The organism is Pseudomonas carassii (assembly GCF_036324045.1).
GTDB lineage: Bacteria > Pseudomonadota > Gammaproteobacteria > Pseudomonadales > Pseudomonadaceae > Aquipseudomonas > Aquipseudomonas peradeniyensis.
Genome location: NZ_JAZDCT010000067.1, coordinates 1 through 11,476, shown reverse-complemented (window position 1 = coordinate 11,476; position 11,476 = coordinate 1). Strand labels below are relative to the sequence as shown.

The 11,476-nt window shown below is 64.5% G+C and carries 10 protein-coding genes; 3 read left to right on the top strand and 7 right to left on the bottom strand.

Translation table 11 applies throughout. The features are described 5' to 3' along the window. Positions 1-38 precede the first annotated feature (38 nt). Entirely contained in the window at positions 39-281 is a 243-nt protein-coding gene (locus V0R62_RS26360) for a hypothetical protein (protein ID WP_330105786.1), read from the bottom strand. Positions 282-699: 418 nt separating this feature from the next. Continuing rightward, the gene (gene yejK / locus V0R62_RS26355; protein WP_062360406.1) at positions 700-1,707 is read right to left on the bottom strand and encodes a nucleoid-associated protein YejK; all 1,008 of its coding nucleotides are present in this window, start codon (positions 1,705-1,707) and stop codon (positions 700-702) included. Between the two features lie 391 nt (positions 1,708-2,098). On the opposite strand from yejK, the gene V0R62_RS26350 reads away from it, so the two are divergent. After that, the gene (locus V0R62_RS26350) at positions 2,099-2,380 is read left to right on the top strand and encodes an HU family DNA-binding protein (RefSeq protein WP_011535502.1); all 282 of its coding nucleotides are present in this window, start codon (positions 2,099-2,101) and stop codon (positions 2,378-2,380) included. Positions 2,381-2,430: 50 nt separating this feature from the next. Here the strand turns inward: V0R62_RS26350 and rlmF are convergent, their stop codons facing one another. The 5 genes from rlmF to V0R62_RS26325 form a co-directional block, all read right to left on the bottom strand. Next, positions 2,431-3,381, bottom strand: coding sequence for a 23S rRNA (adenine(1618)-N(6))-methyltransferase RlmF (gene rlmF, locus V0R62_RS26345; RefSeq protein WP_330105785.1), 951 nt, complete (start codon positions 3,379-3,381; stop codon positions 2,431-2,433). A 163-nt stretch (positions 3,382-3,544) separates the two neighbouring features. Continuing rightward, entirely contained in the window at positions 3,545-6,391 is a 2,847-nt protein-coding gene (locus tag V0R62_RS26340; protein WP_330105784.1) for a valine--tRNA ligase, read from the bottom strand. 189 nt (positions 6,392-6,580) lie between these two features. Continuing rightward, complete coding sequence (locus tag V0R62_RS26335; RefSeq protein ID WP_330105783.1) at positions 6,581-6,955, bottom strand: DNA polymerase III subunit chi; 375 nt, start codon at positions 6,953-6,955, stop codon at positions 6,581-6,583. Between the two features lie 5 nt (positions 6,956-6,960). Next, positions 6,961-7,389 (bottom strand): DNA polymerase III subunit chi, encoded by a 429-nt coding sequence (locus V0R62_RS26330; protein WP_330105782.1) that lies wholly within the window; start codon positions 7,387-7,389, stop codon positions 6,961-6,963. Positions 7,390-7,440: 51 nt separating this feature from the next. Continuing rightward, positions 7,441-8,934, bottom strand: a complete 1,494-nt coding sequence (locus tag V0R62_RS26325; RefSeq protein ID WP_330105781.1) for a leucyl aminopeptidase — start codon at positions 8,932-8,934, stop codon at positions 7,441-7,443. Between the two features lie 294 nt (positions 8,935-9,228). Between V0R62_RS26325 and lptF the strand changes: the two genes are divergently transcribed. Beyond that, positions 9,229-10,344 carry an LPS export ABC transporter permease LptF gene (gene lptF / locus V0R62_RS26320; RefSeq protein ID WP_280081804.1) on the top strand — a complete coding sequence of 372 codons (1,116 nt, stop codon included), beginning with the start codon at positions 9,229-9,231 and terminating at the stop codon, positions 10,342-10,344. Beyond that, positions 10,337-11,398 (top strand): LPS export ABC transporter permease LptG, encoded by a 1,062-nt coding sequence (gene lptG / locus V0R62_RS26315; protein ID WP_050704120.1) that lies wholly within the window; start codon positions 10,337-10,339, stop codon positions 11,396-11,398. Before lptF ends, lptG begins: the two co-directional genes overlap by 8 nt. Positions 11,399-11,476: the final 78 nt, after the last annotated feature.

Sequence of the window (11,476 nt, the reverse complement as noted above, 5' to 3'; positions counted from 1 at the left end):
CGGGCGGGCGTGGGAGCGGGCTTGCCCCGCGATTGGGCTTAATGCAACGTCGGCGCCTGCGCCGGCATCTGTACCTGGATCAATGCCGCTTCGAGCAACACGCGCAGCGACTCCATTTCATGCATCGACGCCATCATCAACACGGCAGCCGGCGACCTGGGTTTGAGCTGCACGGCATGATGGGCCACGGTCAAGGCGCACAGGGCGTACTCGGTGGCCTGGATGAGGGTGTCTTCGAGGGAATGAGGGGTGTGGGGTGGATCGGGGACGATCTTTAGCATTGGCTTGGCTCTCTCAGAAGGGCCGCCACCAACTGCTGTCAAACAAGTGGGTGGCAGCTATACGTGGGTTGACAGACCGGTGAGAGAACCTGACCCGGCGCACACGAGGTGCCCCACGCACAGCCGCCATAGAGCGAAATCCATGCGGAAGGTTCTCAGCGGCCTGTCAAAGCCGATCGCTGAATGTGCAGCGACTGCCCGAGACTAGAGGCCAACCCAGACCACCGCAATGGCTTGAAAGGGCTTGGGAGTATGTTTGGGAAATGGACTACAGGGAATGGGGAAAGTCTGATGATTCGGTGATCTGTTCGAGATCGCTGGGGCTGCTTTGCAGCCCTTTCGCGACGCAAGGCCGCTCCCACAGGGAAACGCGATCGCCTGTGGGGCGCGAAAGGGGCGCTACGCGCCCCCAGCTATTTCAGTCCTTGCGCCGCTTCAACTGGTCGATCAGCTGCGTCGGCAAGCCCTTGATCACCAACGTCCCGGCTTCCTCGTCATACTCCACCTTCGACCCGAGCAAATGTGCCTCGAAGCTGATCGACAACCCCTCGGCACGTCCGGTAAAGCGGCGGAACTGGTTGAGGGTGCGCTTGTCGGCCGGAATCTCCGGCGACAGTCCATAGTCGCTGTTGCGGATATGGTCGTAGAACGCCTCGGGCCGGTCTTCGTCAATCAGGCTGGAGAGCTCTTCCAGCGTCACCGGCTCGCCCAGCTTGGTCTGGGTGGTGGCGTAGTCGACCAGGGTCTGGGTCTTCTCCCGGGCGGACTCTTCCGGCAGGTCTTCTTTCTCCACGAAGTCGCTGAAGGCCTTGAGCAGGGTGCGGGTTTCGCCCGGGCCGTCGACGCCTTCCTGGCAGCCGATGAAGTCGCGGAAATAATCCGAGACCTTCTTGCCGTTCTTGCCCTTGATGAACGAGATGTACTGCTTGGAGTTCTGGTTGTTCTTCCACTCGGACAGGTTGACCCGCGCCGCCAGGTGCAGCTGGCCCAGGTCCAGGTGCCGCGACGGGGTGACGTCGAGTTCGGCGTTCACCGCCACGCCTTCGCTGTGGTGCAGCAGGGCAATGGCCAGGTACTCGGTCATACCTTGCTGGTAGTGGGCGAACAGCACGTGGCCGCCGGTGGACAGGTTGGACTCTTCCATCAGCTTCTGCAGGTGCTCGACGGCGACCCGGCTGAAGGCGGCGAAGTCCTTTTCCTCATCCAGGTACTGCTTGAGCCAGCCACTGAACGGGTAGGCGCCGGACTCGCCGTGGAAAAAGCCCCAGGCTTTGCCTTGCTTGGCGTTGTAGCTGTCGTTGAGGTCGGCCAGCAGGTTCTCGATGGCGTCGGAGGCTGCCAGTTCGCTGTCGCGCGCATGGAGCACGGCGGGGCTGCCATCGGGCTTCTTGTCGATCAGGTGAACGATGCAATGACGGATTGGCATGGAATTCTCGGTGGTCTGAGCGGTGAAAAGCCGCGCTGCAAAAGTCGCTCAGTTTACCTCAGGGTGGGGGTGATGCAGTGGCCAGATATTGGCACAAATGCCGGTTGTTCGTTTTTTGCACATTTTTTTGCGATTTTTCCGAAAACCCCCGAAAAACCTGCACAAAATCAATGTCGACAGCGGATATTTCTCGATTCCTGTGGTAGCTTTGCGCGGTCTTGCGCCCCTTGGGTGGCGCATTGCTGGCAGATCGCTTGCGCGGTGTCGAACCAAACGCCGATTTGCGTATCTACATACGCGATCGACGCGGCCTCTGGATTGTCCCGGGCTGGCCCGACCACCGACCAAGCATGCTGCACAACCTCTGATTTGATAGGGAAGGAACACCACCATGGCACTGACCAAAGACCAACTGATTGCCGACATCGCTGAATCCATCGACGCGCCGAAAACCACCGCGCGCGCTGCTCTGGAGCAACTGGGCCAGATCGTTGCCGACCAACTGGAAAACGGCGCCGAAATCACCCTGCCAGGCATCGGCAAGCTGAAAGTCTCCGAGCGTCCTGCCCGTACCGGCCGCAACCCTTCGACTGGCGCCGCCATCGAAATCGCTGCCAAGAAAGTCGTCAAGTTCGTTCCAGCCAAAGTGCTGACCGACTCGATCAACAAGTAATTGTTGATGCGTTGACGAAACCGCGCCCGGCTTGCCCGGGCGCGGTTTTTTCATGCCTGTGATTTGCGCGCGGCATGCCATTGCTGGCGTGCGCTGTCGTCGTGGAAGCTCCAGGCGACCATGCGGCTCTGCTTCTGCCCCTGGCCCATCTCGACGATGCGCAGGGCCTTCACCCCGGCCTTCTTCAAGGCCGCCTCGATACCCGGCAGGTTGCTGGCCTTGGACACCAGGCTGGTGAACCACAGTACCTGGGCCGCGTACTGGGCGCTTTCGGCGACCAGTTGGCTGACGAAGCGGATCTCGCCACCTTCGCACCACAGTTCGTTGTTCTGCCCGCCAAAGTTCAGCACTGGCAGCTTGCGCTTGGGGTCCTGCTTGCCGAGGTTCTTCCACTTGCGCTGGCTGCCGCGGGTGGCTTCCTCGCGGGAGGCGTGGAACGGCGGGTTGCACAGGGTGACGTCGAAGCGTTCGTCGGCTTGCAGCAGGCCACTGAGAATATGCCTGGGCTGCGCTTGCTGACGCAGGCTGATGGCCTTGTCGAGCTTGTTGGCCTGGACGATGGCCTTGGCCGAGGCCAGGGCCACGCCGTCGATGTCGGAGCCGGTGAAGCGCCAGCGGTAGTCGCTGTGGCCGAGCAGGGGGTAGATGCAGTTGGCGCCGACGCCGATATCCAGGGCGCGCACCTGGGCGCCACGGGGGATCTCGCCGCCGTTGTCCTCGGTCAGCAGGTCGGCCAGCACGTGAATGTAGTCGGCGCGGCCAGGGATTGGCGGGCACAGGTAGTCGGCCGGGATGTCCCAGTGCTGGATGCCGTACTGGGCCTTGAGCAGGGCGCGGTTGAACACCCGCACGGCCTCGGGGTTGGCGAAGTCGATGCTGGGCTTGCCGTAGGGGTTGGTGATGGTGAAGCGGGCCAGGTCCGGGTGCGCCTTGATCAGGGCGGGAAAGTCGTAGCGGCCCTGGTGGCGGTTGCGTGGGTGCAGGGTGGGTTTGTTGGTCATGGTCGGATCCGGTGTTGCAGGCCCTGGGGCGGCTTTGCAGCCCTTTCGCGACACAAGGCCGCTCCTACAGGATAGCGGCGCCTCTCAAGCTGGCGCCGTCCCTGTAGGAGCGGCCTTGTGTCGCGAAAGGGCCGCAACGCGGCCCCAGCGGTCTATCAGATTGTTACAGCGCAGCAATCCGCGCATGCTGCTCGGTGAAGTTGGCCAGGGCCTGCTCCGACTCGGCCAGCTTGGCGCGTTCCTTCTCGATCACCGCAGGCGGTGCCTTGTCGACGAAGGCGGCGTTGGACAGCTTGCCACCCACGCGCTGGACCTCGCCCTGCAGGCGCTGGATCTCCTTGCTCAGGCGCGCAAGCTCCGCGTCCTTGTCGATCAGGCCGGCCATCGGCACCAGCACCTGCAGGTCACCCACCAGTGCGGTGGCCGACAGCGGCGCTTCGTCCTGCTCGACGAGCACGGTGAACGACTCGACCTTGGCCAGTTTCTTCAGCAGGGCTTCATTTTCCTGCAGGCGGCGCTGGTCGTCGGCGTTGGCGTTCTTCAGGAACAGCGGCAGCGGCTTGCCCGGGCCGATGTTCATCTCGGCGCGGATGTTGCGCAGGCCCACCATCAGCTCCTTGAGCCACTCGATGTCGCCTTCGGCGGCGGCATCGATGCGGCTTTCGTTCGCTTCAGGCCATGGCTGCAGCATGATGGTCTTGCCTTCGATGCCGGCCAGCGGCGCGATGCGCTGCCAGATCTCTTCGGTGATGAACGGCATGAACGGGTGCGCCAGGCGCAGGGCGACTTCCAGCACGCGCACCAGGGTACGGCGGGTGCCACGGGCGCGCTCGATCGGGGCGTTCTCGTCCCACAGCACCGGCTTGGACAGTTCCAGGTACCAGTCGCAGTACTGGTTCCAGATGAACTCGTACAGGGCCTGGCTGGCCAGGTCGAAGCGGAACTGCTCGAGCTGGCGGGTAACCTCGGCTTCGGTGCGCTGCAGCTGCGAGATGATCCAGCGGTCGGCCAGCGACAGCTCGTAGGCCTCGCCGTTCTGGCCGCAGTCCTCGCCCTTGTCCAGGACGTAGCGGGCGGCGTTCCAGATCTTGTTGCAGAAGTTGCGGTAGCCTTCGACGCGGCCCATGTCGAACTTGATGTCACGACCGGTGGAGGCCAGCGAGCAGAAGGTGAAGCGCAGGGCGTCGGTGCCGTAGCTGGCGATGCCTTCGGGGAACTCGGCCTTGGTCTGCTTGGCGATCTTCTCGGCAAGCTTGGGCTGCATCATGCCGCTGGTGCGTTTTTCCAGCAGGGCGTCGAGAGTGATGCCGTCGACGATGTCCAGCGGGTCGAGGACGTTGCCCTTGGACTTGGACATCTTCTGGCCCTGGCCGTCGCGGACCAGACCGTGCACGTAGACGGTCTTGAACGGGACCTGCGGGGTGCCGTCCTCGTTCTTGATCAGGTGCATCGTCAGCATGATCATCCGGGCGACCCAGAAGAAGATGATGTCGAAGCCGGTGACCAGCACGTCGGTGGAGTGGAATTTCTTCAGGAACTCGGTCTGCTCCGGCCAGCCCAGGGTGGAGAAGGTCCACAGGCCCGAGCTGAACCAGGTGTCGAGCACGTCGTCGTCCTGGCGCAGTTTCACATCGGCGCCCAGGTTGTGCTTGGCGCGCACTTCGGCCTCGTCACGGCCGACGTAGACCTGGCCGGCCTCGTCGTACCAGGCCGGGATGCGGTGGCCCCACCACAGCTGGCGGCTGATGCACCAGTCCTGGATGTCACGCATCCAGGAGAAGTACATGTTCTCGTACTGCTTGGGCACGAACTGGATGCGGCCGTCTTCCACGGCGGCGATGGCAGGTTCGGCCAGCGGCTTGGTGGAGACGTACCACTGGTCGGTCAGCCACGGCTCGATGATGGTGCCCGAACGGTCGCCTTTCGGTACCTTCAGGGCATGGTCGTCGATGCTGACCAGCAGGCCCTGGGCGTCCAGGTCGGCGACCATCTGCTTGCGCGCGACAAAGCGGTCGAGGCCGGCGTACTGGGCCGGTAGCGAGGTGTCGATACCTTCGTTGACGCTGCCGTCGAGGTTGAACGCCTGGACCGCGGCCAGCACGGTGGCGTTCTTGTCGAAGATATTGAGCAGCGGCAGGTTGTGGCGCTTGCCGACTTCATAGTCGTTGAAGTCGTGGGCCGGGGTGATCTTCACGCAGCCGGTGCCGAACTCGGGGTCGCAGTAGTCGTCGGCGACGATCGGGATGCGGCGGCCGACCAGCGGCAGTTCGACGAACTTGCCGATCAGTGCCTGGTAGCGCTCGTCGGTCGGGTTGACGGCGACGGCGACGTCACCGAGCAGGGTTTCCGGACGGGTGGTGGCGACCACCAGGTGGTCCTTGCCTTCGGCGGTCTTGGCGCCGTCGGCCAGTGGGTAGCGCAGGTTCCACAGGTGGCCCTTCTCGTCGTGGTTCTCCACTTCGAGGTCGGAAATCGCCGTGTGCAGCTTGGTGTCCCAGTTGACCAGGCGCTTGCCGCGGTAGATCAGGCCGTCCTCGTGCAGGCGCACGAAAGCCTCTTTGACCGCTTCGGACAGGCCGTCGTCCATGGTGAAGCGCTCGCGGCTCCAGTCCACCGACGAGCCCAGGCGGCGGATCTGGCGGCTGATGTTGCCGCCCGATTGATCCTTCCACTCCCAGACCTTCTCCAGGAATTTCTCACGACCCAGGTCGTGACGGTTCTGGCCCTTGGCCTCGAGCTGGCGCTCCACCAGCATCTGGGTGGCGATACCGGCGTGGTCGGTGCCCGGCTGCCACAGGGTATCGCGACCCTGCATGCGGCGGAAGCGGATCAGCGCGTCCATGATCGCGTTGTTGAAACCGTGGCCCATGTGCAGGCTGCCGGTCACGTTCGGCGGCGGGATCATGATGGTGTAGGACTCGCCTGCACCTTGTGGAGCGAAATAGTTCTCGGACTCCCAGGTGTTGTACCAGGAAGTTTCGATGGCGTGCGGCTGGTAGGTCTTATCCATGCGCGGCGGGACCCTTAGGCATTAATTCGGGAAAGCCGGGAAGTATAACCAACGCAGGAGGTTGAGGCGACAGGCGCCGGGGCTGCTTTGCAGCCCTTTCGCGGCACAAGGCCGCTCCTACAGGAGATCGCGTTCCCCTGTAGGAGCGGCCTAGTGCCGCGAAAGGGCCGCGAAGCGGCCCCCAGAGAGTCACTCGGAACGCTTGAGCAACCGCTCCAGCCGCGCATCGAGGCGACGCTTGATCTCGGTCTCGATGTGCGGGGTGAAATCGTTGATCACGTCCTGCATGATCAGTTGCGCGGCGGCGCGCAGTTCGGCGTCCAGGTGCAGCAGGGTGTCCTGGCGGCGGGTCTGGGCATCCTCTTCAGGTGCCGGGGCCGCTACCGCCGCTGCCTCGGCGACGGGCGGCGCGGGGGCCGGCTCGTCGAGCAGCAGGGGAATCTGCTCCACCGTCTCGGTCAGCAGCGGCGGTTGCAGGTCGGCGTCGCCCAGTAGCTCGCGGATCGACTCGAGGTCGTCGAGCAGGTGGGCGGAATGGGTCAGGGAGTTCAGCTGCTTGTCCATCGTCGTCAGAGTCGCTGTAAGCGGTGATCTTGCAGAGCATAGCCCTGTTCGCGGTAGAAACGGAATCGCTCGCGGGCGGCCAGGCGGATAGCCGGTTCCTCGACGACGATCTCGGCGACCCGTTCGAACTGGCCGACGAAGGCGGGAACATCGCCGCCCAGGTTGATCAGCAGGTCACGGTGTTCGCCGGCATCGCTGCCGACACCCAGCGCGACGATCGCGTCCGGGTGTTGCTCGGCGTGGTCGTGGGGCACGAAGGCCTCGCCCTTGAACTGCCACAGGCGCAGGTCGAGCTCGCCGCGTTGCGCCTCGTCCTGGCAATGCAGGTAGACCCGGTGGCCGAGGCGCCAGGCCTTTTCGCACAGCTTGCAGGCAAAATCCAGCCGCACCGACAGCGAGTCGCTGGGCAGGATGTAGAAATCGACTTTGCTCATGATCGTTCAGTGCCGGCCGGTGGCGCGCGGGGCGCCACCGGCCGTGCGCCATCAGGCGCCGGCGCGGTCCAGCAGGTACTGGGTGAGCAGCGGTACCGGGCGGCCCGAGGCGCCCTTGTCCTTGCCGCCGCTGATCCAGGCGGTGCCGGCGATGTCCAGGTGCGCCCAGTGGTAGGCCTTGGCGAAGCGCGACAGGAAGCAGCCGGCAGTGATGGTGCCGGCCTTCGGGCCACCAATGTTGGCGATGTCGGCGAACGGGCTGTCCAGTTGCTCCTGGTACTCGTCGAACAGCGGCAGCTGCCAGGCGCGGTCGTCGGCACGCTTGCCGGCGTCCAGCAGCTGGCCGACCAGTTCGTCGTCGTTGCCCATCAGGCCCGAGGTGTGGCTGCCCAGGGCGACGATGCAGGCGCCGGTCAGGGTGGCGATGTCGATCACCGCCTGCGGCTTGAAGCGCTCGGCGTAGGTGAGGGTGTCGCACAGCACCAGGCGGCCTTCGGCGTCGGTGTTGAGGATCTCGACGGTCTGCCCGCTCATGGTGGTGACGATGTCGCCCGGACGGCTGGCGCCGCCGCTTGGCATGTTCTCGGCGCAGGCCAGCAGGCACACCAGGTTGATCGGCAGTTGCAGTTCGAGCACGGCGCGCAGGGTGCCGAACACGCTGGCGGCGCCGCACATGTCGTATTTCATCTCATCCATGCCGGCGCCAGGCTTGAGGCTGATGCCGCCGGTGTCGAAGGTGATGCCCTTGCCGACCAGCACGAACGGCTTCTCGCTCTTCTTGCCGCCCTGGTAGTTGAGCACGATCAGCCGCGGTGGCTGGTCGCTGCCCTGGCCCACGGCGTAGAACGCGCCCATGCCCAGGTCCTTGATCTTCTTCTCGTCCAGCACCTCGACCTTGAGACCCTTGTGCGCCTTGCCCAGGTCCTTGGCCTGTTCGGCGAGGAAGCTTGGGTGGCAGACGTTCGGCGGCAGGTTGCCCAGGTCGCGGGTGAAGGCCATTCCGGTGGCGATGGCGCTGGCGTGCTTCACGGCGCGCTCGGCTTCGGCCTGGCCGGCCTTGGCGGTGAGCAGGGTGACTTTCTTGATGGCGCGGGGCTCGGCCTTCTGGCTCTTGTAGCGGTCGAACACGTAGTTGCCGTCGAGCAGGGTCTCGGCCAGCAGGCGGTACTTGCCGTAGTGGCCATCGCGGCCGGTGACGGCGATGTCGTCCAGGGCCAGCACGGCATCACTGCCGCCCAGACCCTTGAGCACGCCGGCGACGCTGGCGACCAGCTTGCGCCAGGCGCGATCGCCGAGGGCTTCGTCCTTGCCGCTGCCGACCAGCAGCACGCGCTCGGCCTTCAGGCCCGGCAGGTTGTGCAGCAGCAGGGTCTGGCCCGGCTTGCCGGCCAGGTCGCCACGCTTGAGCAGCGCGCTGATCGCGCCTTCGCTGGCCTGGTCGACGGCCTTGGCGGTGGCGCCGAGCTTGCGCCCTTCACCGACGGGTACGACCAAGGTCGCGGTCTTGACGGATACAGCGGCTACGCTCTTTACAACCAATTCCATGTCTGGGGTCCCCGAATGATCTGTCTGTCAGTGGGCGCTGTCTTTCGCAAGCGCTCGGAACACGCGGCTGGCGGGCGATGCCTGCCAGCGGAAAAGCTGCCAGTTTGAGCCTGCCGCGACCACGATGACAACCCCGATATGCGCCATGCTGCGTGGCCAAGTGACAGGCGCCGTCAATCACAGGATAATGCGCGCACTTTTACATGGAGGTTCGCCTTGGCGAACCGGCATTGGTCTTGGCTGTCCGAATCGTTCGTTTGGCTTTCCGCCCCTGACAACCCAGGAGTGTCTGGTTTGATCGTCTTTCGTTATCTGTCCCGCGAGGTCCTGGTGACCTTGAGCGCCGTCAGCGCCGTGCTGCTGGTGATCATCATGAGCGGGCGCTTCATCAAGTACCTGGCCCAGGCGGCCCAGGGCGCGCTCGATCCAAGCGTGCTGTTCATGATCATGGGGTTCCGCCTGCCGGGCTTCCTGCAACTGATCCTGCCGCTGGGGCTGTTCCTCGGCATCCTGCTTGCCTATGGCCGGCTGTATCTCGAAAGCGAGATGACCGTGCTGTCGGCCACCGGCATGAGCCAGCAGCGCCTGCTGACCGTGACCATGGTGCCGGCCGCGCTGGTGGCCCTGCTGGTCGCCTGGCTGAGCCTGAGCCTGGCGCCCCTGGGCGTTGCCCAGGTGCAGAAGATCATCGCCCAGCAGGATGCCCTGACCGAGTTCGACACCCTGGTGCCGGGCCGTTTCCAGACCCTGCGCGACGGTTCCCGGGTGACCTACACCGAGCAGCTGTCCGATGACCGCATCAAGCTCGGTGGGGTATTCATCTCCGAGAAGCGCTTCAACCAGGACAAGACCAAGGACCGCGCGCCTTCGGTGCTGGTCGCCGAGAAGGGCCACCAGGAAGTGCAGGCCGACGGCAACCGTTACCTGGTGCTGGAGAACGGCTACCGCTACGACGGCAACCCGGGCCAGGCCGACTACCGGGCGATCAAGTACGACACCTATGGCGTGCTGCTGCCCAAGCCGGAAGTCGCCGAGGAAGTCACCGAGCGTGAAGCAATCCCGACCTCGCAACTGTTTGGGCAGGAAGGCATTCGCGAGCGTGCCGAGCTGCAATGGCGCCTGTCGCTGCCATTGCTGGTGTTCGTCGTGACATTGCTGGCAGTGCCGCTGTCGCGCGTCAACCCACGGCAGGGCCGTTTCCTCAAGCTGCTGCCGGCGATCCTTTTGTACATGGCCTATCTGACGATGCTGATTTCCGTGCGTAGCGCCCTGGAGAAGGGCAAGCTGCCCATCTCGCTGGGCATGTGGTGGGTCCATGGCCTGTTCCTGCTGATCGGCCTGGCGCTGATGTACTGGGAGCCGCTGCGTCTCAAGCGCGCCGCCCGTCGTGCGGAGGTGGCCCGTGGTTAAACTGGACCGCTACATCGGCAAGAGTGTGCTGCTGGCGATCGCCGCCGTGCTGGGCATCATCCTTGGCCTGGCCTCGCTGTTCGCCCTGATCGACGAACTGAACGATCTGAGCGCTACCTACACCTTCATGGACGCTGGCAGCTTCGTCCTGCTGACCGCGCCGCGCCGGCTTTACGACATGCTGCCGATGGCGGCCCTGATCGGCTGCCTGATCGGCCTGGGCAGCCTGGCCAGCAGCAGCGAACTGACCATCATGCGCGCCGCCGGCGTGTCCATCGGCCGCATCGTCTGGGCGGTGATGAAGCCGATGCTGGTGCTGATGCTGGTTGGCCTGCTGATCGGCGAGTACGTGGCCCCGGTGACCGAGAACAAGGCCCAGGCCGACCGTTCGCTGGCCCAGGGTGGTGGCGAGGCGCAGAGCTCCAAGCGCGGCATGTGGCACCGCCAGGGCGAGGAGTTCGTGCACATCAACTCGGTGCAGCCCAATGGCCTGCTGCTGGGCGTGACCCGCTACCGCTTTGACGCCGAGCGCAAGATCCAGACCTCCAGCTTCGCCCGCCGGGCGCAGTACGTCGAAGGCAAGTGGATGCTCAACGATGTCTCCACCACCTACTTCCGCGGCGACCACACCGAAGTGGTCAAGAGCCCCGAGGAAGTGTGGGACGTCTCGGTGACGCCGGAGCTGCTCAACACCGTGGTGCTGGCGCCAGAGTCGCTGTCGATCACCGGGCTGTGGGACTACATCCACTACCTGGCCGACCAGGGGCTGAACAACTCGCGCTACTGGCTGGCGTTCTGGACCAAGGTCCTGCAGCCGTTGGTCACCGCGGCGCTGGTGTTGATGGCGATCTCGTTCATCTTCGGCCCGCTGCGTTCCGTGACCCTGGGTCAGCGCGTGTTCACCGGCGTGCTGGTGGGCTTCGTGTTCCGTATCGCCGGGGACCTGCTGGGGCCATCGAGCCAGGTGTTCGGCTTCCCGCCGTTGCTGGCGGTGGTGATCCCTGCGGGGATCTGTGCGCTGGCTGGTTTGTGGTTGATGCGTCGGGCCGGATAATGGCCTGAGTTGCACAAAGAAGCCGACCTTTGGGTCGGCTTTTTTGTGCGCAAGAGGACCATCAGGATTTACCCGTCC